The organism is Streptomyces sp. NPDC005811, assembly GCF_040630405.1.
Classification (GTDB): Bacteria; Actinomycetota; Actinomycetes; order Streptomycetales; family Streptomycetaceae; genus Streptomyces.
In genome coordinates, this window is the sequence record NZ_JBEXXK010000051.1 from 49,890 (window position 1) to 68,433 (window position 18,544).

Consider the following 18,544-nt stretch of genomic DNA (forward strand, 5'->3'; position numbering starts at 1 on the left):
ATCAGATGCCGCCCATCAGAACAGGAAGTAACGCTGGGCCATGGGCAGCTCGGCCGCCGGGGTCGCCTCGACCAGTTCGCCGTCGATGTGCACGGCGAAGCTGTCGGGGTCGACCTGGACGCGCGGCCGGGCGTCGTTCTCCCGCATGTCCGCCTTGGTGACCCCACGGGTGGACTCGATGGCGACGAACCTCTTGCCGAGCTGGAGGCGCTCCGGCAGCCCGTCCTCGATCGCGAGCGGTGCCACGAAGTTGAAGGAGTTCGAGGCCGGGGCGCGGCCGATCGCCCCGTACATCGGGCGCGGCAGGATCGGCTGCGGGGTCGGGATGGACGCGTTCGCATCACCCATCTGGGCGTAGGCGATCTGGCCCCCCTTGAGGACGAGGTGCGGTTTGACACCGAAGAACGCCGGCTCCCACAGGACGAGGTCGGCGAGCTTGCCCGTCTCGACGGACCCGATCTCCTTGGCCAGCCCCTGCGCGAGCGCCGGGTTGATCGTGTACTTGGCGACATAGCGCCGTACGCGGTGGTTGTCGGCGCGCCCGTCGCCGGGCAGGGCGCCCCGGCGGCGCTTCATCACGTGGGCCGTCTGCCAGGTCCGCAGGATCACCTCGCCGACCCGGCCCATGGCCTGGGCGTCGGAGGAGATGATCGAGATGGCCCCGAGGTCGTGCAGTATGTCCTCGGCCCCGATGGTGGACGGCCGGATCCGGGACTCGGCGAAGGCGAGGTCCTCGGGGACCGCCGGGTTGAGGTGGTGGCACACCATGAGCATGTCGAGGTGTTCCTCGGCGGTGTTCACCGTGTACGGGCGGGTCGGGTTGGTGGAGCTGGGCAGGACGTGCGGCTCGGAGACCACCGTCATGATGTCCGGCGCGTGTCCGCCGCCCGCTCCCTCGGTGTGGTAGGCGTGGATGCCCCGCCCGGCGATCGCGGCGAGCGTGTCGCCCACGAACCCGGCCTCGTTCAGGGTGTCCGTGTGGATGGCGACCTGGATGCCGGTGCGCTCCGCGACGGTCAGGGAGGCGTCGATGACGGCCGGGGTCGAGCCCCAGTCCTCGTGCAGCTTCAGGCCCAGCGCGCCGCCCCGGATCTGGGAGAGCATCGCCTCCTGCGAGACGGTGTTGCCCTTGCCGAGGAAGCCGATGTTGAGCGGGTACTGCTCCATCGCCTCCAGCATCCGGGCGAGGTGCCAGGGACCCGGGGTCACCGTGGTGGCCTTGGAGCCCTCGGCGGGTCCGGTGCCGCCGCCGACCAGGGTGGTCACGCCGGCCGACAGCGCCTCGTCGGCGATCTGCGGGCAGATGAAGTGGACGTGCGCGTCGACCGCGCCGGCCGTGAGGATGCGTCCGTTGCCCGCGATGACCTCGGTCTCGGGACCGAGCACCAGATCGGGGTGGACACCGTCCATGGTGTCGGGGTTGCCCGCCTTGCCGAGCGCGGTGATGCGCCCGTCGCGGATGCCGACGTCGGCCTTGACGATCCCCCAGTGGTCGACGACGACGGCGCCGGTGATGACGGTGTCGGGGGTGCCGTCTGCGCGCGTAGCGCGTGACTGGCCCATGGACTCCCGGATGACCTTGCCCCCGCCGAAGACGGCCTCGTCACCGGCGAGCCCCGGGCCGCCGGAGCGGTCCTCCTCGATCTCGATCAGCAGATCGGTGTCGGCGAGGCGGATCCGGTCGCCGGTGGTCGGGCCGAACAGGTCGGCGTACGCGGCCCGTGAGATCTCAGGCATCGAGGGCTCCTCCGGTCTCCCCGCGCAGTCCGGGCACCACCCGGGCACCGGCCAGCGGGACGAGTTCCACCTCGACGGGGATGCCGGGCTCGAAGCGCACGGCGGTGCCGGCGGCGACGTTCAGCCGCAGGCCGCGGGCGGCCGCGCGGTCGAAGTCCAGACCGGGGTTGGCCTCGGCGAAGTGGTAGTGGGAACCGACCTGGACGGGCCGGTCGGCGGCGTTGAGGACGGTGAGCCGGGTGACCTCGCGGCCCTCGTTGCAGACGATCGGGTCCTCGGCGAAGAGGATCTCTCCGGGAATCATGGCGGCCTCCCCTCTCAGACGATCGGGTCGTGGACGGTGACGAGCTTGGTGCCGTCGGGGAAGGTGGCCTCGACCTGGACGTCGTGGATCATCTCGGGGATGCCCTCCATGACGTCGTCCCGGGTGAGCAGCTTGCGTCCGGAGGCCATCAGCTCGGCGACCGTACGGCCGTCGCGCGCGCCTTCGAGGAGGTGCGCGGTGATGAGGGCGACCGCCTCGGGGTGGTTGAGCTTCAGTCCGCGGGCCCGGCGTTTCTCGGCGACGTCGGCCGCGACATGGATCAGCAGCCTCTCCTGCTCGTGCGGGGTCAGTTGCACGTCCCACCTCACATCCTCGCTCCGGACCGTGCGGGGCCCGGTTGCCGCAGCCACGAGGAAAAGCCCTGGTGGCGTGGAGGGGCAGGCTAGTTGGGGCGCATTTCGAGCACGTTAACCGAGCTGTGACCCACTCAGGGGGTGCCCGGTCCCGGCTCCGGCACGCTCATGAGGGCGCGCAGTCCGTCGCCGAGCACCTCCACGGGCGCCGGTCCGAACAGTGACTGCTGGGCGATGAAGCCCAGCACGGACGCGATCATCGTGCGGGCCACGTGGTCGGGGTCCACGTCCGCGCGCATCGTCCCGGCGGCCTGGTAGGCCTCGACGATCCGCACCCAGGCCGCGCGCACCGAGCCGTAGCCCTCGCTCAGGACGGCCGAGAGCTCCTCGTTGCGCAGGGTCTCCGTCCAGACCTGGACGACGAGCCGGGGGAAGGCCGGCTTTCCGTCGACGGTCAGGGAGGCCCTGGCGGCGAGCGTGTGGCCCAGCACCTCGCCGACCAGGACGTCCGGGGGCGGCGGCGGGCCGGTGCGGGACGCCTCCTCGAAGGCGGCGCGGACCTGCTCGAGCACCTCGGAGACGATCGCGGCGATCAGCTCCTCCTTGCCGCTGAAGTAGCGGTACACCGCCCCGGCCGACAGGTCGACCTCCTTCAGTACGTCCTGCATGGAGGTGGCGTGGAAGCCGTTGCGGGCGAAGCAGACGGCGGCGCCGTCGAGGATCTGCCGGCGGCGGGCGTCTAGGTGGGCCTGGGATACGCGTGCCATGCCGCAAACGTAAAACGAACATTCCTTCTTGACAAGCGACGACCGGAGGCGCACGGTGGGTCCACAAGTAAAACGAACGATCCTTCTTTTTTAGTCCCGCACCCGCCAGCCCCCAGGGGGAAGACATGTCCGCCACCCGGCGCCTGATCGCCGTCGTCCTGCTCGTCCCGACCCTCGCCGCCGTCGCGCTGTGGGCCTTCGCCTGGCCCGCCGCCCGCACGGCGCCCCGTGACCTGCCGCTCGGCGTGGCGGGCCCGGCCGCCGCGACGGCCCAGGTGGAGAAGCAGCTCGCCCGGCACGAGGGCGCCTTCGAGATCCACCGCTACCGCGACGAGGCCGCCGCCCGCGACGCCATCGAGGACCGGACCGTATACGGCGCGGTGGTCGTCACCGACCGGGGTCCGGAGCTGCTGACCGCCTCGGCCGCGAGCCCGGTGGTGGCCCAGCTGCTCCAGCAGGCGGTGGGCCGGCAGGCCGCCGCCGAGGGCACGGCGGTGAAGACCGTGGACGTCGTCCCGGCCCCGGCGGCCGACCCGCGCGGCGCCGCCCTGAGCGCGAGCGTGCTGCCGCTGGCCCTGGCCGGGATCGTCGCGGGCGCGGTGGTGACGGTCCTGGGGCTGCGCGGGGTCCGCGCGGTGCTCGCGCTGACCGGTTCGGCCGTCCTGGTCGGGCTGGTGGCGGCGGCCGTGGCGGACAGCTGGCTGGGGGTGCTCACCGGCGACTGGTGGGCGGAGGCCTCGGTGTTCGGGCTGTCGACGCTCGCGGTGGCCGCGGCGGTGGCCGGCTGCGCGGCCCTGGTCGGCCCGGCGGGCATCGGTGCCATGTCGTTCCTGGTGATGTTCCTCGGCAACCCGTTCTCCGGGGCGGCCTCGGCCCCGCGGATGCTGCCCGAGCCGGCCGGGGCGATCGGTCAGTGGCTGCCGCCGGGCGCGGGCACCACGCTGCTGCGCTCGGTGTCGTTCTTCGACGGCGCGGCGGCGACCGGCCCCGCCCTCACCCTGGTCTGGTGGGCCGCCTTCGGCCTCGGCGCGGTCCTGCTGGGCGCCCAGCTGAAGGCGCGGAAGACCCCGGCCGGACCGGCCACCGAGCGCCGCACACCCGCACTCGTCGCCTGACCGGCCCCCTCCCAGGCCGTGCACCCCGGTGCGCGGTCCCGCTGGCGCCCAGCCGAAGGCGCGGAAGACCCCGGCCGGACCGGCCACCGAGCGCCGCACACCCGCACTCGTCGCCTGACCGGCCCCCTCCGCCCCCTCCCAGGCCGTGCACCCCGGTGGTGCGCGGCCTTCGGCGTGCCTACGACGGGTTCGGCCCCCGGTGTTCCGCGGCCGCCCCGCCCCGGTGTTCCGCCACGATCCCGAACCGGTGCTGTTCGCGGCGAGCGGACGCGACCTCGCGCACGGCGGAGACCGAGCCGATCACCGGCTCCTCCACGGGATGGTCCAGCTCCTCCGGCGACCGGTCCAGTTCGTCGAGTCGCTCCAGGTCGGCGGCGGAGACAAGGGCGACGAGGGGCTTGCCGTGCCGTGTCACGACGACGCGCTCACCGCCGTACACCACCCGGTTGATCAGGTCGGCGAGTTCAGCCCTGGCTTGCGTCACCGGAATCTCGTAGGCCATGACCCCATTCTAACGTCACGTACGTCCTGTACATTTTTTACAGATGCGCCAGACGCCCGAGGAGGGGTTCCCGATGACCCGACCGTCCGCCCGACACGTCCTGCCCGAGTTCACGGAACGCACGAGCCACGGACACCGCACGATGGATCCGTACAGCAAGCTGCTGGAGGAGCGGATCGTCTTCCTCGGCACACCGATCGACGACATCGCGGCGAACGACGTGATGGCCCAGCTCATGTACCTGGAGCACAAGGACCCGGACCGGGACATCGCGCTGTACATCAACTCCCCCGGCGGCTCGTTCGGCGCGATGACCGCGATCTACGACACCGTCCGGTACGTCACCTGTGACGTGGAGACGACCTGCCTGGGCCAGGCCGGCCCCTCGGCGGCGGTGCTGCTGGCGGCTGGCACGCCCGGCAAGCGGTTCGCGCTGCCGGGCGCCCGGATGGTGATCCGGCAGCCCGCGCTGCCCGAGCCCGTCGAGGGCCAGACCAGTGACCTGGCGATCCAGGCCGAGGAGCTGGCGCGCACCCGGGACCTGATGGAGGAGATGCTGGTACGGCACACCGGGCGCACTCCCGAACAGGTGACCGAGGACATCGAGCGGGATCTGATCCTGACCGCGCCTCAGGCCATGGCGTACGGGCTGGTGGACGGGGTCGTCCCCACCCGGCGCGACCTCTCCGGGGCGAGGTGAGCCGCGGTGGTTCCCGACCTGCCGCCGCTGCCGGCGCTCACCCGCGCCGAGGCCGAGCTGATCGACCGCTATCTGGACGTGGTGGATCTGCTCGGGCGGATCAATCCCGCGCACGACGGTGACACCTACCGGGGCCTCAGGGCCGCCCAGGCGCTGGTGGCGAGGGCCATGGAGCTGCGCGACGCCCTGACGCTGATGCATCAGCGGGGCGAGAGCGAACTCCACGCGCCGACCCTCGCGCGGGCGCTGCGCGTCCTGGACGGGGAGCGCCGCACCGCGCGCGTCACGGTCCCTCCGCTCTCCGACAGTTGACGCACGCTCGTCCGGCCCGGAGCGTCGCCGCGCCGATCGCGACGTCCCGGCCGGACCTGAAACGCACCAGACGGGTTACCCCCGTTCGGCGTAGCGGGGGCTCCTCTTGCGAGCGCGCGCATTGTGCCGAAGGCGCCGTTTTCCGGGGCGCCACAAGGGGTAGCGGCGCAGGTCGGGGGCCCTTTGGCGGCCTTGACACCTGATCCCCCATCAGGGTGTCCACCCGAACGGGTGAGTGGTGAGTAACCCCACAAATCACCGGTTCCATTGGGATTTTCGGTCAACGGTGAGTCAAGATCCGTGTCTGACGACAAGTCCCCGCCACAAGCGGCGGGGCGGTCCGGGCGGACGCCGAGTCCTGCCGCTGCCCGGATTGACCCGTCGACAGGAGTGCATCGGCAGGAGTGGAGGACCCAAGCACGACGGGTCGCCGGAACGGTCACGCCATGACCGGGCCGAGCAGCCCTTGGGGTGAAGCCGCGTGAGCGGCCGGGCACCTTTGTCAGCCCGAATCCGACAGGTCATCCTTCACAGGCGGTTGACGAAGGGTTGCGCATGACTGCGCTCAATCGTGTCCCGTCGCTCATGGCCCGGGCCGGTACGGCCTCCGCGTTCGCCATCGCCGCCGTGGGCGGCTCGATCGTGATCCCCGGGGTGGCCGCCGACGCGGCAGCCGCCACGCCGGCGACGAAGGCGCTCCAGGTCGCGGCCTCCAAGAAGGGGGCACCGTACAAGTGGGGGGCCGCCGGACCCAAGAGGTTCGACTGCTCAGGCCTCACGATGTACTCGTTCAAGAAGGCGGGCAAGACCCTGCCGCGCACGGCGGCGCAGCAGTACAACAAGACGCGCCACATCTCGGCCTCCAGCCGCAAGGCCGGGGACCTGGTGTTCTTCCACTCCGGTTCGAACGTGTACCACGTCGGGATCTACGCCGGGCACGGCAAGATCTGGCACTCGCCGAAGACCGGCAGCTGGGTGAAGCTGGAGAAGATCTGGACCAAGAGCGTCTGGTACGGCCGGGTCCGCTAGGGCCGGGGCTCGGGCATCGCTTCCCGGAGTGGTGACGGCGTCCCTGACGCGCCCTCACCACCCCGGGAGCTCCCCGGCAGCACGGTCGCCCCGGCGCCCGCCACCGGCTCCGCCGCCGGGACGGTCCACGGCAGCTCGACCGTGACCGTCTTTCCGCCCTCCCGTGTGGGGCGCACCCTGAGCCGGCCGCCGCGTTCGGCGGTCAGCCAGCGAATGATCACCATGCCTCGGCCGTTGTCCTGCTGGACAGCGGCCGGCAGTCGTTGGGGGAAGCGCGGGTGGCTGTCGGTGACACCGATGCACAGCCGTTCGTCGCGGTCGAGCACCAGGCCCACCGTGAAGGTGGGGGACTGTCCGAACGTGTGCTGCACGGCGTTGGTGGCGAGTTCGGAGACGATCAGCCGGATGGCGTCGGCCGCCTCCGTGTCCGCCGGCAGTCCCCATTCGTCCAGCGTCCCGGCCACGAAGCCGCGGGCCGTGGAGACCGAGGCGGCTTCGCTCGGCAGAGTGACGGATGCTTCCAGATGGTCTGCCATGGCGACCTCGTCCCTTTCCCACGGGACCGGAGTCCGACACGCTGCGGATGGTTCGAGTACGGTCCCGGACTGGTGCTACTTCGCCAGACTGCCATCAGCGCGCCCGTCACGGGTGGCGATCCACCAAGATATGCATATATCTGTCGCCCAATGCGGTGAACTCTGCCACGGCAGAGCGTTTTCGGGCGGCCCATAAGGAGTAAGGAGGAGCCCATGCAACACGGTCCCGCGGTACGCCGCCGGAAGCTGGGCGCCGAACTGCGGAGTCTGCGCGCCCGGGCGGGGCTCACGAGCGGCGAGGCGGCCCGGCTCGTCGGCTGGCACCAGTCCAAGGTGAGCCGGATCGAGACCGGCACCAGCGGTACGAAACCGGCCGATGTGCGGTTACTTCTCGACGTCTACGGTGTGACGGATCCGCAGCTGCGGGAGCTGATGACGGCGTTGGCCGGCTCGGAGGAGAGCGGCGGCCGCGACCACTGGTGGCACGCCTACCGCGGGGTCCTGCCGGCCGCCTACCGGGACTTCATCAGCCTGGAGTCGCAGGCCGGCGCGATGCGCACGCTGGAGACGACGGTGGTCCCCGGACTGCTCCAGACGGCCGAGTACGCCCGCGCGGTGACCCGGGCCGCGGTGGAGGGCGCCGACGAGGACCAGCTGGACACCCTGGTGGAGGTGCGGATCGCCCGCCAGGACGTGCTGCGCCGGCAGCCGCCGCTCCGGCTGAGCGCGGTGCTGGACGAGGCGGTGCTGCGGCGGGAGGTGGGCGGCCCGGAGGTGATGGAGCGCCAGCTCGTCCGGCTGATGGAGGCGGCGCGACTTCCCCAAGTGCGTTTGCAGGTACTGCCGTTCGCGGCCGGTGCGCATATCGGTGTCACCGGGCCTTTCGTTATCTTCTCCTTTTCGAGCGCCCCTGATCTGGATGTGGTTGTTCTCGACCACTTGACGAGTAGCCTCTACCTCGAACGGAAAGAAGACCTCGAGGCCTACACCGAGGCCTTCAACGCCCTTCGGGCACATGCGCTTTCGCCCGGGGAATCACTGGAATACATCGCCGCGACAGCTGACGGCGCGTAGGGAGGCACCATGTCTGCTCTGCCTCGGAACGTACCTCGGAACGCACCCCGCAGCACGGATCCCCACGCTCTCCCCCAGGTGCGGTGGCTGCGCAGCAGCTACAGCACGGGAGCGAACAACTGCGTGGAGACCGCCCGGCCGGCCCTCGGGCCCTTCGCCGGGCTGCTCGCCGTACGCGACTCCAAGGACCCGGAGGGTCCCGCCCTGCTCTTCTCCCCCGAGAGCTGGTCGGGTTTCACCGCCGCGTTCCACTGATCACCGCCATCCGGCAGCAGGGGCGACCCCGGCCGTGTCACGCCGACTCATGGTCGTGTCTCCCCGATGACCCGTACAGCGCGATCCAGCTCGGCCCCGGAGAGGTCGGCGCGGGCGGTCAGCCTCAGACGTGAGATGCCGTCGGGCACGGAGGGAGGACGGAAGCAGCCCACGGCGAGGCCTGCCGACCGGCAGTCCGCCGCCCACTGCACGGCCTCCTCCGGGGAGGGCGCACGCACGGAGACGACCGCGGCGTCCGGACGTACCGCCTCCAGGCCCGCGGCCGTCAGCCGGTCGTGCAGTTCCGCGGCCACCGCACGCGCGCGTGCCGCCCGCTCGGGCTCCCGGCGCAGCAGCCGGAGCGCCGCGAGGGCCGCACCGGCCGCCGCGGGGGCGAGGCCCGTGTCGAAGATGAAGGTGCGGGCCGCGTTGACCAGATGGTCGATCACCCGCGCGGGCCCCAGGACGGCCCCGCCCTGGCTGCCGAGGGACTTCGACAGCGTCACCGTGACGACCACGTCCTCGGCGCCGGCCAGCCCGACCGCGTAAGGGGCGCCCCGCCCGCCGTCCCCGAGGACGCCGAGCCCGTGCGCGTCGTCCACCACCAGCCCGGCGCCGTGCTCCCGGCAGGCGGCGGCGAGCCCGGCCAGCGGGGCCGCGTCGCCGTCGACCGAGAAGACCGTGTCGGAGACGGCCACCGCCGGGCCGTCGTGGGTGCCGAGCGCCTTCCGTACGGCGTCGGGGTCCGCGTGCGCCACCACCTGGGTGGTCCCCCGGGCCAGCCGGCAGCCGTCGATCAGCGAGGCGTGGTTGCCCGCGTCGGAGACGATCAGCGAGTCGTGCGGGGCCAGCGCGGTGACCGCGGCCAGGTTCGCGGCGTACCCGGAGGAGAACACGAGCGCCGCCTCGAAGCCGCAGAACTCCGCCAGTTCCCGCTCCAGCTCGGTGTGCAGCTCGGTGGTGCCGGTGACCAGGCGGGAGCCGGTCGAGCCGCCGCCCCAGGTCCGCGCGGCCGTCGCGGCGCCCTCGGTGACCTCCGGGTGGCGGGACAGGCCCAGGTAGTCGTTGCTCGCGAGATCGAGCAGCGGCGAGTCGGCCGGACGGGGCCGCAGCGTCCGGACGAGTCCGGCCCGGCGGCGCGCCCGCGCCTGTTCGTCGATCCAGCCGAACGCCATGGCTCCTCCGGGGCTTTTGTAGGTAGCGGACAGACCCTAACGTCACGGACCGCTACCCACGGTGTGGCAATACCCACACGTCGATCCGGGTGTGTTGTGTGATCCCTACCTTGGCCCGGGGCGGTCCCGTAGGACAGGATCGGCTCTCATGGACCTGCTGAACACGCTGGTGGACAAGGGGCTTCGGCGCGAGCTGCCGACCCGCGAGGAGGCGCTCGCCGTCCTCGCCACTTCCGACGACGACGTGCTGGACGTGGTGGCCGCGGCCGGGAAGGTGCGCCGGCACTGGTTCGGCCGGCGGGTGAAACTCAACTATCTCGTCAACCTCAAGTCGGGCCTGTGCCCCGAGGACTGCTCGTACTGCTCCCAGCGGCTCGGCTCCACGACCGGCATCCTGAAGTACAGCTGGCTCAAGCCGGACGAGGCCTCCAGGGCCGCCGCGGCGGGGCTCGCGGGCGGGGCCAAGCGGGTCTGTCTGGTGGCGTCCGGGCGCGGTCCCACCGACCGTGACGTGGACCGGGTCTCCGAGACCATCAAGGCGATCAAGGACCAGAACGAGGGCGTCGAGGTGTGCGCCTGTCTGGGGCTGCTCTCCGACGGCCAGGCCGAACGGCTGCGCGAGGCGGGCGCGGACGCCTACAACCACAACCTCAACACCTCCGAGGCGACGTACGGGGACATCACCACCACCCACACGTACGCCGACCGGGTGGACACGGTCTCCAAGGCGCACGCGGCGGGCCTGTCGGCCTGCTCCGGGCTGATCGCCGGCATGGGCGAGAGCGACGAGGACCTGGTCGACGTGGTCTTCTCGCTGCGCGCGCTGGACCCGGACTCGGTGCCGGTCAACTTCCTCATCCCGGTCGAGGGCACCCCGCTGGGCAAGGAGTGGAACCTCACCCCGCAGCGCTGTCTGCGGATCCTGGCGATGGTCCGGTTCGTCTGCCCGGACGTCGAGGTCCGCATCGCGGGCGGCCGCGAGGTCCATCTGCGCACCCAGCAGCCGCTCGCGCTGAACCTGGCCAACTCGATCTTCCTCGGCGACTACCTCACCACCGAGGGCCAGGCCGGCAAGGCCGACCTGGAGATGATCGCGGACGCCGGATTCGAGGTGGAGGGCGCGGGCGAGGTCACCCTCCCGGAGCATCGGGCGGCGACGGCCGGCGGCGGCTGCGGATCGCATGCCGAGGCCGGCTGCGGCTCCCACGCCGAGGCGGGCTGCGGTTCCGGCTGCGGGTCGCACGAGGGTGGCTCGGTGTGCGGTACGGCCGCTGCGGCCGCCCCGGCCGGTGAGCCCCGTACGGACCTGGTCGCCGTGCGCCGCCGCGGCGCCGGCACCGACCTCGCGCCCAATGCCTGAGCTGCCCGCACTGCCCGTCGCCGAGCTGCTGGAACTGGACCGGCGGCACGTCTGGCACCCGTACGGTCCGATGCCCGGCCGGGTGGACCCGCTCGTCGTGGAGTCGGCGAGCGGGGTGCGGCTGCGCCTAGCGGACGGCTCGGGCGAGCTGGTCGACGGCATGTCGTCCTGGTGGTCGGCGATCCACGGCTATAACCACCCGGTGCTGAACGAGGAGGCGCGCGAGCAACTCGGCCGGATGAGCCACGTCATGTTCGGCGGGCTCACGCACGAGCCCGCCGTCCGGCTGGCGAAGCTCCTCGTCGACATGTCTCCCGACGGCCTGGAGCACGTCTTCCTCGCCGACTCCGGTTCGGTGTCGGTCGAGGTCGCGGTGAAGATGTGCCTCCAGTACTGGCGTTCGCTGGGCCGCCCCGCCAAGCAGCGCCTGCTGACCTGGCGCGGCGGCTATCACGGCGACACCTGGCAGCCGATGTCGGTGTGCGACCCCGAGGGGGGCATGCACGACCTGTGGACCGGCGTGCTGCCCCGTCAGATCTTCGTGGACCCCCCACCGGTCGAGTACGAGGAGACGTACGCCGATCAGCTGCGTGCCGCGATCGAGCGGCACGCGGACGAACTGGCCGCGGTGATCGTGGAGCCGGTGGTGCAGGGCGCGGGCGGGATGCGCTTCCACTCCCCCGCGTATCTGCGGGTGCTGCGCGAGGCGTGCGACGCGCACGACGTGCTGCTGGTGTTCGACGAGATCGCGACCGGGTTCGGACGCACGGGGGCGCTGTTCGCGGCGGACCACGCGGCGGTGACGCCGGACGTGATGTGCGTGGGCAAGGCGCTGACCGGCGGTTATCTGACCCTGGCGGCGACGCTGTGCACCTCCCGGGTGGCCGACGGGATCTCCCGGGGCGAGGTGCCGGTGCTGGCCCACGGCCCGACGTTCATGGGCAATCCGCTCGCCGCGTCCGTCGCCTGCGCCTCGATCGGGCTGCTCCTCGGGCAGGACTGGCTCGCGGAGGTCAAACGGATCGAGACGGGTCTCAGGGACGGGCTGGCGGAGGCCGCCGGGCTCCCCGGCGTCCGGGACGTACGGGTCCTCGGCGCCATCGGGGTGGTGCAGCTGGACCATCCGGTGGACATGAAGGCGGCCACCGCGGCGGCCGTCCGGGAGGGCGTCTGGCTGCGCCCGTTCCGCGACCTGGTCTACACGATGCCGCCGTACGTCACCGGCGACACGGACCTGGCACGGATCGCGCGCGCGGTGTGCGCCGCGGCGCGGGAGGGATGAACATGCCGATCCTGGTGATCACGGGGACGGGCACGGAGGTCGGCAAGACCGTCACCACGGCGGCCGTCGCCGCGTCCGCGCTCGCGGCGGGCCGCACGGTGGCCGTCCTGAAGGCCGCGCAGACGGGTGTACGGCCCGACGAGCGCGGGGACGCCGAGGAGATCGCGCGGCTCGCGGGACCGGTCACGACCGCCGAGTGCGCCCGCTACCCCGAGCCGCTGGCCCCGGCGACGGCGGCCCGGCGGGCGGGGCTCCCCCCGGTGCGGCCGTACGACGTCGTCGAGGCGGCCCAGAAGCTGGCCGCGGAGCACGATCTGGTCCTGGTCGAGGGTGCGGGCGGCCTGCTCGTCCGCTTCGACGAGGCCGGCGGCACCCTGGCCGACGTGGCCCAGGCGCTGCGGGCCCCGGTCCTGGTGGTGGCCTCGGCGGGCCTGGGCACCCTGAACACCACGGAACTCACGGCCCGCGAACTGCGCGCACGGGGCGTGGAGCTGCTCGGCGTGGTGATCGGCGGCTGGCCCGACGCCCCGGACCTGGCGATGCGCTGCAACGTCACGGACCTCCCGGACGTGGCCGCGGCCCCGCTGCTGGGCGCCCTCCCGATGGGCGTGGGCGGACTCGCCCCGGCCGACTTCCGCACGGCGGCCCCGTCCTGGCTGGCGGCGCGCCTGGACGGGACGTGGGAGGCGGCAACCTTCCGAGACGCGCTGGCGGAGGCGCCCTAGAGGGGCGCGGGGAACTGCGCGACAGGCCCCCCGCACACCCGCAGACGGACAACGACGCTCATTCCGCTTCCGAGAGCAACCGCACCAACTCGATCCGGGACCGAATCCCCAGCCGCGTGAAAACCCCCCGCAGATGGTGATCGATGGTCCGCGGACTGAGCGCGAGCCGCCCGGCGATCTCCCGGTTCGTGGCACCCTCCGCGGCCATCCGGGCAACCAGCAGCTGCTGGGCGGTCAGCCGGACGACCGGCGGCTCGGCACCCCGCGCCGGGCCGGCCGGCGCCCCGAGGGCGCGCAACTCCGCACGGGCGGCCTCCGCACAGTGCGGCGCCCCGAAGGACTCGAACGCCTCACGCGCGCTGTGCAGCCGGTCCCGGGCCTCCGCGCGGCGCCGCAACCGCCGCAGGGCGCTGCCGAACAGCAGTTCCGTGCGGGCGCGTTCGAAGGCACGGGTGCCCTCGGCGTGCAGATCGAGAGCCGTCCGGTAGTGGTCGAGCGCTTCGGCGCCGGGGGTGAGCAGGGCCCGGCAGCGGGCGCTCAGCGCGAGGTCGTCGGGGCTGCGGACGGCGCGGGCCCAGCGGTCGTAGTCGGCATGGGCGGCGCGGGCGATCCGGGTGTCGCCCGCGCGGGCGGCGGCCTCGACGTAGTGCGGGGTGGCCAGATGGCGGACGGCCCGGTGGCCGTGGCCCGGGCCGAAGGCGGCGAGGGCGCGCAGCCGGGCGGCGGCGGCGCCGTAGCGGCCGGAGCCGAGGTCGAGGAAGGCGAGCGCCCACTGGGCCAGGGCGGCCGGCAGCCCGAGGCCGTGGGCGAGGGCGTAGGAGCGGGCCGCCGCGGCCCGCTCACGGCACAGGTCGCCGTCGCCGGTGAGCGCGGCGAACATCGCGAGGGCGGCCTGGAGATGGCAGGCGCCGTTGTCCTGTCCGGTGGCGTACGACTGCCGTAGGGCGTCCAGCGCGGCGGCCTCGGCGGCGCGCGGGCGGCCGGTCCAGAAGTCGGCGTAGGCGCGGAACTCCATCGCCTGGGAGACCATCGCGGTCAGGCCCCGGGCGCGGGCGGCGGCGGCCGCGCGGACGGTGGCGGTGGCGGCGCGGGTGTGGTCGCCGAGCATCAGGGCGGCGATGCCGGCGTGCAGGAGGCGGCTGGGGTCGCCGCCCGGCCCGCACCGTCCGGCGGTCGCCTCCAGCAGGTCGCGGGCGTCCTCGTACCGTCCGTCGGCCGCGGCGGCGAGAGCCGGGAGCACACCCGGCGGCCGGACGCCGAGCCGCCGCGCGGCGGCCACGGCTTCCGTACATCGGCGCAGGTCACCGGTGTAGATGGCGGCTTCGGTGGCGCGGGTGAGGAGCGGGACGGGTTCGGTGCCGAGGGTGGCCCCGGCGATGAGCGCGTCGAACGCCTCCCCCGCCTGGCCGGTGCGCAGCGCGAGGACGCCGGTGAGGGCGTCGGTGTGGGTGCGGGCGGCGAGGGTGCGGGCGTGGTCGGCGTCGCCGGAGTGCCAGGCGTCGGCCGCCGCGCGGGCGAGGAGGCGGGGCTGTTCGCGGGGGTCGGTGCCGAGCGCGGCGGCGCGTTCGGTGAGGGCGGCGGCGAGGGCGGGGTCGGCGGCCCGACGGGCCCGGTCGGCGGCGGCCGTCAGTTCGGCCGCGAGCCGTCCGCTGGGGCCGAGCGCGGCCGCGCCCCGGTGCCAGGAGCGGCGGGGCAGTTCGGTGTCGTCGTGCAGGACGCGGGCGAGCAGCCGGTGGGCCTCGCGGCGGTCGGCGGGGGTGGCCGTCTCGTAGGCGGCGATCCGGGTCCAGGCGTCGCGGAAGCCGACCCCGCCCGCCGTGGCGTACGCGATGCCGGCGCTCTCGGCGGCCTCCAGCGGGCGGGTGTCGAGGCGGGCGGCGGCCACGGCGCGCAGGAAGGCGTGGGTGGCGACCGGGTACTGGTCGGCGGCGGCGAGGAGCAGCAGCAGCCGGGTGTCCTCGGGCAGGGCGCGGATCTCCCGGCGGTAGCCGTGCAGCAGGGTGGGGGCGAGGTCGGCGGGGCCGGTGGGCAGGGGGTCCAGGCCGGCCGCCTGACGGTCGGTGAGCCGGGCGGCGAGTTCGGCGGCGGCGCGCTGATCGCCGTACACCAGACGCAGCACGCGCACCCGGACGCCCTCGGGGAGGGACATGACGGGGCGCCGCCACGGGGCCGGGGGCGGCGGTGGCGAAGTGCCGTCGAGACGTGGGGGGTTTACAGGAGTCACCACGCGATTGACGTTACTGGCGGGTTACTTGAACAGTAAAGACCGGCGATTTCACCGATGCGGCGCGCGTAGACCCGACCGGACACTCCTGGCAACCCCACCCGTTTCAGGAGGCATCATGCAGCGCTCCAGGCGTCGCATCGCCACGGTCCTCTCGGCCGCGGTCTCTTCGCTCCTTCTGTCACTCTCGCTCTCCGCCCCGTCCGCCCGGGCGGCGACCCACAACCCCATCGTCTTCGTGCACGGCATCAGCAGCTCGTCGAGCAGCTGGGACGACTGGGTCGCCGACTTCAAGGCCGACGGCTACACGTCCGCCGAGCTGGACGCGTGGACGTACAGCTGGTCCCAGTCGAACGCCACGACGGCCTCCCAGCTGGCCACCGAGATCAAGAACGTGCTGGCGAGAACCGGCGCGAGCAAGGTCGACGTGGTCATCCACTCGATGGGCGCCCTCAGCGCCCGCTACTACCTCAAGAACCTCGGCGGCACGTCCTACGTGGACGACTTCGTCTCCGTCGCGGGCGTCAACCACGGTACGTCGGTGGCCTCCTGGTGCAGCTGGCTGTATACGTCGTGCGCCGAGATGGTCACCGGCAGCTCGTTCCTCACCGCGCTCAACTCCGGTGACGAGACGCCGGGCAGCGTGACCTACGGGACCTACTGGTCGAACTGCGACGCGGCCATCGACCCCGACTCCTCGGCGCTGCTGAGCGGGGCCACCAACGTCGGCGTCGGATGCATCTCGCACAACGACATGAACAACGACTACGGCGTCTACCAGCAGGTGCGCGACTTCATCCAGTGATCCTCGCGCACACGACCACGACCGTGTGAGGGACAGCGGGGGTGCGACGGCTCCCCACGGGGGAGAATCCGGGGAGGCCCGTCCTGCCCGGGAGGTCGTCATGCCGATACGGTCCGCCGGCTCCGGCCGGGTGCCCGGTGACCCCGTCCACCACCCGCTGTTCGCCCGCTTGTACGCCGCGCTCGGTTCGGCCGCGGAGACCCGGGCCGGTCTCGCCGGTGTGCGGGCCCGGCTGCTCGCCGGGCTCTCCGGCCGGGTCATCGAGATCGGCGCGGGCAACGGACTGAACTTCGCGCACTATCCGGGTGCCGTCTCGGAGGTCGTCGCGATCGAACCGGAGCGCCGGATGCGGGCTCTGGCGCTGGAGGCGGCACTGCGCGCCGGGGTGCCGGTGGACGTGGTGCCCGGCGCGGCGGAGGCGCTGCCGGTCAAGAGCGAGGCGTTCGACGCGGCGGTGGTCTCGCTGGTGCTGTGCAGTGTGCGGGACGTGCCGCGGGCGCTGGCCGAGCTGCGGCGGGTACTGCGGCCCGGCGGCGAACTGCGGTTCCTGGAACACGGCCCCGGCGGCGGCCGGGCGATGCGGGCCACCCAGCGCGCCCTGGACCGCACGGTCTGGCCCTCCCTCGCGGGCGGCTGCCATCTGACCCGGGACACGGTCGGCGCACTGCGCGAGGCCGGCTTCGAACTCGGCCCGTACCGGCGGATGTACCTGCCGGAGAAGGGGCCGAGGCTCCCCTTCTCCTACGCCGTACTGGGCACGGCCCGCAAGCCCGCCTAGGCCGGGGCGGGCGTCACAGGCTCCATGCGCGCAGTTCCTGCGCGATCTCGGCGACCGATGCCTCGCCCGTCTTGACCAGCCGGGCCAGATCGCGCACCTGTTCGGGTGAGGTGGCCACCTTCAGACCGCTGGCGACGAGGTAGGCGTAGGCGACCGCGCAGGCGAACAGCGCGTTGGAGCGCTCCAGCGCGGGGACGTGGATGAGCAGTTGGAGCAGCGCGGCCGCGCGGGCCGGCGGGTCGGTGTACACGGGGACGTCGAATATCTCGGCCTGATGGCGTGCCACGGCGGCGATCAGGGCGCCCCAGTCGGTGACCTGGGGGTCGCCCGGGGTCTGCTGCTCGGCGAGCATGAGGAGCCAGGCGAGATCGATACGGAGATCGCTCAAGGGATCAGCGGCGGCCTTCCGGCACGGCGCCCTCGCGGTCCGCGCCGAATTCCTCGGCGAAGACGTTCTCGTACTGCTTCATGAAGTCGGCGGCGGCCTCCACGAAGGTGTGGCCCACCTCGCCGGCGTCCTGTCTGACCAGCTCCTCGATATAGCGGTTGACGCTCATGCCGCGCGCCGTGGCGCGCTCGCGGGCGGCCTGGGCCGTGCCCTCGTCGACGCGTACGTTCAGCTGGGTCTTCGCCATGCCTTCGACGCTAGCGCGAGGGTGCTAGCGCGGCAAGGGCGCGCCGGAATCGAAAAGAGATACCGACTGTGCGCCGGGTCACACTAGTCTCGGCACGTCGACGCGAGCGAGGAGGCAGTCTTGTCCACAGCGGCCTTGTCCACCCCCGACGGGATCGCGGCCCGTGCCCACGGTCTGACCAAGGCGTACGGCTCCGGTGAGACGACGGTGCTGGCCCTGGACTCCGTGGACGTGAGCATCGCCCGGGGCCGCTTCACCGCGGTCATGGGGCCCTCGGGGTCCGGGAAGTCCACGCTGATGCACTGTCTGGCCGGACTCGACACCGTCTCGGCCGGTCAGGTCTGGCTCGGCGACACGGAGATCACGGGGCTCAAGGAGCGCGAGCTGACCCGGCTCCGGCGGGACCGGATCGGGTTCATGTTCCAGTCGTTCAACCTGATCCCGACGCTGAACGCGGCCGAGAACATCACGCTGCCCATGGACATCGCGGGCCGCAAGCCCGACGAGAAGTGGCTGGACCAGGTCGTCGACACACTCGGGCTGCGGGAGCGCCTCAAGCACCGGCCGTCCCAGCTCTCCGGCGGCCAGCAGCAGCGCGTGGCCTGCGCCCGGGCGCTGGTCTCCCGGCCCGAGCTGATCTTCGCCGACGAACCGACCGGCAATCTGGACTCGCGGGCCGGTCTCGAGGTGCTCGCGTTCCTGCGCCAGGCGGTGGACGAGCTCGGCCAGACGGTCGTCATGGTCACCCACGACCCGGGCGCCGCCGCCCACTCCGATCTGGTCCTCTTCCTGGCGGACGGCCGGATAGTGGACCAGATGGAGCGGCCTACGGCCGATGCGGTGCTCGAACGGATGAAACGGTTCGACGTCGGCCGCGCATCCGTCGCGGACGGCGCTCCCGAGGAGGACTGACCC

General features: G+C 72.7%; 22 protein-coding genes and 1 riboswitch. Of the genes, 12 read left to right on the forward strand and 10 right to left on the reverse strand.

What is annotated here, in order from left to right; genetic code table 11:
• Positions 1-15: 15 nt before the first annotated feature.
• From ABZ490_RS39990 to ABZ490_RS40005, 4 genes are all read right to left on the reverse strand, one after another.
• Positions 16-1,737 (reverse strand): urease subunit alpha, encoded by a 1,722-nt coding sequence (locus ABZ490_RS39990; protein WP_359002091.1) that lies wholly within the window; start codon positions 1,735-1,737, stop codon positions 16-18.
• Entirely contained in the window at positions 1,730-2,041 is a 312-nt protein-coding gene (locus ABZ490_RS39995; RefSeq protein WP_067256017.1) for an urease subunit beta, read from the reverse strand. Before ABZ490_RS39995 ends, ABZ490_RS39990 begins: the two co-directional genes overlap by 8 nt.
• Positions 2,042-2,055: 14 nt before the next feature.
• Positions 2,056-2,358: an urease subunit gamma gene (locus tag ABZ490_RS40000; RefSeq protein WP_037727756.1), complete on the reverse strand. Its 303-nt coding sequence runs from the start codon at positions 2,356-2,358 to the stop codon at positions 2,056-2,058.
• A gap of 131 nt (positions 2,359-2,489) precedes the next feature.
• The gene (locus ABZ490_RS40005) at positions 2,490-3,122 is read right to left on the reverse strand and encodes a TetR/AcrR family transcriptional regulator (RefSeq protein ID WP_359002093.1); all 633 of its coding nucleotides are present in this window, start codon (positions 3,120-3,122) and stop codon (positions 2,490-2,492) included.
• A 125-nt stretch (positions 3,123-3,247) separates the two neighbouring features.
• Here ABZ490_RS40005 and ABZ490_RS40010 point away from each other — a divergent pair, with 125 nt between their 5' ends.
• Entirely contained in the window at positions 3,248-4,237 is a 990-nt protein-coding gene (locus tag ABZ490_RS40010; protein WP_359002095.1) for an ABC transporter permease, read from the forward strand.
• A 178-nt stretch (positions 4,238-4,415) separates the two neighbouring features.
• Here ABZ490_RS40010 and ABZ490_RS40015 read toward each other — a convergent pair whose 3' ends face one another.
• Positions 4,416-4,739 (reverse strand): type II toxin-antitoxin system Phd/YefM family antitoxin, encoded by a 324-nt coding sequence (locus ABZ490_RS40015; RefSeq protein ID WP_359002097.1) that lies wholly within the window; start codon positions 4,737-4,739, stop codon positions 4,416-4,418.
• A gap of 73 nt (positions 4,740-4,812) precedes the next feature.
• Here ABZ490_RS40015 and ABZ490_RS40020 point away from each other — a divergent pair, with 73 nt between their 5' ends.
• The 3 genes from ABZ490_RS40020 to ABZ490_RS40030 all read left to right on the forward strand — a co-directional run bounded on the left by ABZ490_RS40020 (position 4,813) and on the right by ABZ490_RS40030 (position 6,780).
• Positions 4,813-5,439 carry an ATP-dependent Clp protease proteolytic subunit gene (locus tag ABZ490_RS40020; RefSeq protein ID WP_359002099.1) on the forward strand — a complete coding sequence of 209 codons (627 nt, stop codon included), beginning with the start codon at positions 4,813-4,815 and terminating at the stop codon, positions 5,437-5,439.
• A gap of 6 nt (positions 5,440-5,445) precedes the next feature.
• On the forward strand, positions 5,446-5,751 hold the full coding sequence (locus ABZ490_RS40025) for a hypothetical protein (protein ID WP_359002101.1): 306 nt from the start codon (positions 5,446-5,448) through the stop codon (positions 5,749-5,751).
• Positions 5,752-6,120: 369 nt separating this feature from the next.
• Positions 6,121-6,303: riboswitch (cyclic di-AMP (ydaO/yuaA leader) on the forward strand.
• Between the two features lie 3 nt (positions 6,304-6,306).
• Positions 6,307-6,780: a C40 family peptidase gene (locus ABZ490_RS40030; protein ID WP_359002103.1), complete on the forward strand. Its 474-nt coding sequence runs from the start codon at positions 6,307-6,309 to the stop codon at positions 6,778-6,780.
• Here the strand turns inward: ABZ490_RS40030 and ABZ490_RS40035 are convergent.
• Positions 6,777-7,316 carry an ATP-binding protein gene (locus tag ABZ490_RS40035; RefSeq protein WP_359002105.1) on the reverse strand — a complete coding sequence of 180 codons (540 nt, stop codon included), beginning with the start codon at positions 7,314-7,316 and terminating at the stop codon, positions 6,777-6,779. The genes ABZ490_RS40030 and ABZ490_RS40035 overlap by 4 nt on opposite strands.
• Before the next feature lie 213 nt (positions 7,317-7,529).
• Here ABZ490_RS40035 and ABZ490_RS40040 point away from each other — a divergent pair, with 213 nt between their 5' ends.
• Entirely contained in the window at positions 7,530-8,390 is an 861-nt protein-coding gene (locus ABZ490_RS40040; RefSeq protein WP_359002107.1) for a helix-turn-helix transcriptional regulator, read from the forward strand.
• Between the two features lie 9 nt (positions 8,391-8,399).
• Positions 8,400-8,645, forward strand: coding sequence for a DUF397 domain-containing protein (locus ABZ490_RS40045; RefSeq protein WP_359002109.1), 246 nt, complete (start codon positions 8,400-8,402; stop codon positions 8,643-8,645).
• Between the two features lie 47 nt (positions 8,646-8,692).
• On the opposite strand, the gene ABZ490_RS40050 is transcribed toward ABZ490_RS40045, so the two are convergent.
• Entirely contained in the window at positions 8,693-9,820 is a 1,128-nt protein-coding gene (locus ABZ490_RS40050; RefSeq protein WP_359002111.1) for an 8-amino-7-oxononanoate synthase, read from the reverse strand.
• Positions 9,821-9,968: 148 nt separating this feature from the next.
• Between ABZ490_RS40050 and bioB the strand changes: the two genes are divergently transcribed.
• Genes bioB through bioD form a run of 3 tightly spaced genes read left to right on the forward strand, consistent with a single transcriptional unit; the run spans position 9,969 to position 13,187 of the window.
• The gene (gene bioB, locus ABZ490_RS40055; protein WP_359002113.1) at positions 9,969-11,180 is read left to right on the forward strand and encodes a biotin synthase BioB; all 1,212 of its coding nucleotides are present in this window, start codon (positions 9,969-9,971) and stop codon (positions 11,178-11,180) included.
• A complete protein-coding gene (locus ABZ490_RS40060; RefSeq protein WP_359002115.1) occupies positions 11,173-12,462 on the forward strand; it encodes an adenosylmethionine--8-amino-7-oxononanoate transaminase in 1,290 nt (429 codons plus the stop codon). Before bioB ends, ABZ490_RS40060 begins: the two co-directional genes overlap by 8 nt.
• 2 nt (positions 12,463-12,464) lie before the next feature.
• The gene (bioD, locus tag ABZ490_RS40065) at positions 12,465-13,187 is read left to right on the forward strand and encodes a dethiobiotin synthase (protein WP_359002117.1); all 723 of its coding nucleotides are present in this window, start codon (positions 12,465-12,467) and stop codon (positions 13,185-13,187) included.
• 58 nt (positions 13,188-13,245) lie between these two features.
• Here the strand turns inward: bioD and ABZ490_RS40070 are convergent, their stop codons facing one another.
• The gene (locus ABZ490_RS40070; protein WP_359002119.1) at positions 13,246-15,336 is read right to left on the reverse strand and encodes a helix-turn-helix transcriptional regulator; all 2,091 of its coding nucleotides are present in this window, start codon (positions 15,334-15,336) and stop codon (positions 13,246-13,248) included.
• 193 nt (positions 15,337-15,529) lie between these two features.
• Here ABZ490_RS40070 and ABZ490_RS40075 point away from each other — a divergent pair, with 193 nt between their 5' ends.
• Together ABZ490_RS40075 and ABZ490_RS40080 are read left to right on the forward strand one after the other, a co-directional pair.
• Positions 15,530-16,216: an alpha/beta fold hydrolase gene (locus ABZ490_RS40075; protein ID WP_359002121.1), complete on the forward strand. Its 687-nt coding sequence runs from the start codon at positions 15,530-15,532 to the stop codon at positions 16,214-16,216.
• Positions 16,217-16,316: 100 nt separating this feature from the next.
• A complete protein-coding gene (locus ABZ490_RS40080; protein WP_359002123.1) occupies positions 16,317-16,994 on the forward strand; it encodes a methyltransferase domain-containing protein in 678 nt (225 codons plus the stop codon).
• A gap of 13 nt (positions 16,995-17,007) precedes the next feature.
• Here the strand turns inward: ABZ490_RS40080 and ABZ490_RS40085 are convergent, their stop codons facing one another.
• Positions 17,008-17,382 (reverse strand): fic family toxin-antitoxin system, toxin component, encoded by a 375-nt coding sequence (locus ABZ490_RS40085; protein ID WP_359002125.1) that lies wholly within the window; start codon positions 17,380-17,382, stop codon positions 17,008-17,010.
• A 4-nt stretch (positions 17,383-17,386) separates the two neighbouring features.
• Positions 17,387-17,629, reverse strand: coding sequence for a toxin-antitoxin system HicB family antitoxin (locus ABZ490_RS40090; protein ID WP_359002127.1), 243 nt, complete (start codon positions 17,627-17,629; stop codon positions 17,387-17,389).
• A gap of 120 nt (positions 17,630-17,749) precedes the next feature.
• Between ABZ490_RS40090 and ABZ490_RS40095 the strand changes: the two genes are divergently transcribed.
• Complete coding sequence (locus ABZ490_RS40095) at positions 17,750-18,541, forward strand: ABC transporter ATP-binding protein (RefSeq protein ID WP_359002129.1); 792 nt, start codon at positions 17,750-17,752, stop codon at positions 18,539-18,541.
• The last annotated feature ends 3 nt before the right edge of the window (positions 18,542-18,544 follow it).

Coding starts and splice junctions, on each gene's coding strand:
- ABZ490_RS40035 (WP_359002105.1), bottom strand. CDS start 7,316: ATGGCAGACCATCTGGAAGCATCCGTCACTCTGCCGAGCGAAGCCGCC.
- ABZ490_RS40030 (WP_359002103.1), top strand. CDS start 6,307: ATGACTGCGCTCAATCGTGTCCCGTCGCTCATGGCCCGGGCCGGTACG.
- ABZ490_RS40090 (WP_359002127.1), bottom strand. CDS start 17,629: ATGGCGAAGACCCAGCTGAACGTACGCGTCGACGAGGGCACGGCCCAG.
- ABZ490_RS40050 (WP_359002111.1), bottom strand. CDS start 9,820: ATGGCGTTCGGCTGGATCGACGAACAGGCGCGGGCGCGCCGCCGGGCC.
- ABZ490_RS39995 (WP_067256017.1), bottom strand. CDS start 2,041: ATGATTCCCGGAGAGATCCTCTTCGCCGAGGACCCGATCGTCTGCAAC.
- ABZ490_RS40045 (WP_359002109.1), top strand. CDS start 8,400: ATGTCTGCTCTGCCTCGGAACGTACCTCGGAACGCACCCCGCAGCACG.
- ABZ490_RS40020 (WP_359002099.1), top strand. CDS start 4,813: ATGACCCGACCGTCCGCCCGACACGTCCTGCCCGAGTTCACGGAACGC.
- ABZ490_RS40075 (WP_359002121.1), top strand. CDS start 15,530: ATGCAGCGCTCCAGGCGTCGCATCGCCACGGTCCTCTCGGCCGCGGTC.
- ABZ490_RS40060 (WP_359002115.1), top strand. CDS start 11,173: ATGCCTGAGCTGCCCGCACTGCCCGTCGCCGAGCTGCTGGAACTGGAC.
- ABZ490_RS40015 (WP_359002097.1), bottom strand. CDS start 4,739: ATGGCCTACGAGATTCCGGTGACGCAAGCCAGGGCTGAACTCGCCGAC.
- ABZ490_RS40080 (WP_359002123.1), top strand. CDS start 16,317: ATGCCGATACGGTCCGCCGGCTCCGGCCGGGTGCCCGGTGACCCCGTC.
- ABZ490_RS40010 (WP_359002095.1), top strand. CDS start 3,248: ATGTCCGCCACCCGGCGCCTGATCGCCGTCGTCCTGCTCGTCCCGACC.
- bioB (WP_359002113.1), top strand. CDS start 9,969: ATGGACCTGCTGAACACGCTGGTGGACAAGGGGCTTCGGCGCGAGCTG.
- ABZ490_RS39990 (WP_359002091.1), bottom strand. CDS start 1,737: ATGCCTGAGATCTCACGGGCCGCGTACGCCGACCTGTTCGGCCCGACC.
- bioD (WP_359002117.1), top strand. CDS start 12,465: ATGCCGATCCTGGTGATCACGGGGACGGGCACGGAGGTCGGCAAGACC.
- ABZ490_RS40040 (WP_359002107.1), top strand. CDS start 7,530: ATGCAACACGGTCCCGCGGTACGCCGCCGGAAGCTGGGCGCCGAACTG.
- ABZ490_RS40005 (WP_359002093.1), bottom strand. CDS start 3,122: ATGGCACGCGTATCCCAGGCCCACCTAGACGCCCGCCGCCGGCAGATC.
- ABZ490_RS40070 (WP_359002119.1), bottom strand. CDS start 15,336: ATGTCCCTCCCCGAGGGCGTCCGGGTGCGCGTGCTGCGTCTGGTGTAC.